We start from the raw sequence: 427 nt of genomic DNA, 5'->3' as shown, positions 1-427 counted from the left end.
GCAGGTTGCAGTTGATGACGAAGATCAGGTTGTCGAGCTTCTCGCGCGAGGCCAAGCCGATGGCGCCGAGCGATTCGACCTCGTCCATCTCGCCGTCGCCCAGGAACACCCAGACCTTGCGGTTCTCGGTGTTGGCGATGCCGCGCGCGTGCAGGTACTTGAGGAAGCGCGCCTGGTAGATCGCCATCAGCGGGCCCAGGCCCATGGAGACGGTGGGGAACTGCCAGAACTCGGGCATCAGCTTGGGGTGCGGGTAGCTCGACAGGCCCTTGCCATCGACTTCCTGGCGGAAGTTGAGCAGCTGGTCTTCGGTCAGGCGCCCTTCCATGAAGGCGCGCGCGTAGATGCCGGGCGAGACATGGCCCTGGATGTAGAGGCAGTCGCCGCCGTGGTTTTCGCTCTCGGCATGCCAGAAGTGGTTGAAGCC

Annotated in this window: 1 pseudogene; it reads right to left on the bottom strand. The window is 64.2% G+C overall.

What is annotated here, in order from left to right:
- Nucleotides 1–427 (bottom strand): annotated as a pseudogene (gene aceE / locus QZH66_RS18495) (pyruvate dehydrogenase (acetyl-transferring), homodimeric type); the annotation flags it as partial.

This window comes from Stenotrophomonas sp. YIM B06876 (assembly GCF_030711595.1).
Taxonomy (GTDB): Bacteria; Pseudomonadota; Gammaproteobacteria; order Xanthomonadales; family Xanthomonadaceae; genus Stenotrophomonas.
The sequence above is the reverse complement of the archived record's forward strand: the minus strand, read 5'-3'. Positions and strand labels throughout refer to the sequence as shown.